Source organism: Erwinia sp. B116, assembly GCF_002865965.1.
In the GTDB taxonomy this organism is placed as follows: Bacteria; Pseudomonadota; Gammaproteobacteria; order Enterobacterales; family Enterobacteriaceae; genus Erwinia.
The window spans coordinates 1-941 of record NZ_JRZZ01000100.1; the positions used below are offsets into that span (position 1 = coordinate 1).

The window sequence follows — 941 nt, forward strand, 5'->3', positions numbered from 1 at the left end:
CAAAGCACCGGTGAGCTTTCCTATAACGGACGGCATGTTGAGACAGGATATTCTGGAAGGATGACGAATAAAAACAATCCTTCTCGTCAGCAGGTAAAGGGTTTAGGGCCAATTCCGCAGGGGACTTACAGGATAGGGATTCATACCCGTTCTAAAGGACCGCTCACCATTATTTTAACGCAAGTTTCAGGAGAAAGTTTTGGTCGGAGTGAATTCAGAATACACGGTGAGCGTGTTAAGGGGCCTTCTGGTTGGGCTTCTGAAGGGTGTATCGTTATGGGACTGGGTACCCGGAGAGAAGTTGTTAACTCTGCTGATAAAGTTTTGGTGGTAGTGCCATGAAATCATTAGCTATCTTTGCATTACTGGTTCCAGTGTTTGCGAGTGCTTTGCAGCCTAAGGAGTTACTAACGGTAGACAGTCATAAAAAACATCTGCTTTTGACAGACACAGCCAACGTTGATGAACTTATTAATGGCGTTAAGTCATCACAGCCGGCATGGCTGGAGGTGGTTCCGGGTATTATCGACAGTATTCCCCAATCACAATATATACCGCTAATGAATGCGCTGGCTGCATCACTGATCCGCTCGGCTCCCGCAACGTTGAAGGTACTTGCGCAGGTTGATAAGCTGATTGCCAGAGAAGAACAATCGACGGAACGCGACAGATTCGGTTCCTATATCATTTGCGTATATACGCCTGATCCGAAAATTTATAATAAGCAGTCGGTTATTGAATACTTCGCACGGGCTCAAAGGGTGCTTCCTCAAGCGGGTAAGGCGGGGAGATCATGTCTGGAACTCATGGGTGAAGCTATTGCTGAGATGAAGCGCGATAATCAGAGAAAACCGTATAAGTGGGGTGATAAGGATTATTTTAAAAGCTATTACCCGTTAAATGTACCCACAGAAACACCTTGATTGCGGGCTTTTCTTGTA

The 941-nt window shown here is 45.8% G+C and carries 2 protein-coding genes; both read left to right on the plus strand.

The annotated features are described in order from the left end of the window. A partial coding sequence (locus tag NV64_RS22710; protein ID WP_101506846.1) for a tlde1 domain-containing protein occupies positions 1 to 342 on the plus strand: 342 nt, incomplete at its 5' end. Continuing rightward, positions 339 to 923, plus strand: coding sequence for a hypothetical protein (locus tag NV64_RS22715; protein WP_101506845.1), 585 nt, complete (start codon positions 339 to 341; stop codon positions 921 to 923). The genes NV64_RS22710 and NV64_RS22715, both read left to right, overlap by 4 nt. Positions 924 to 941 lie beyond the last annotated feature (18 nt).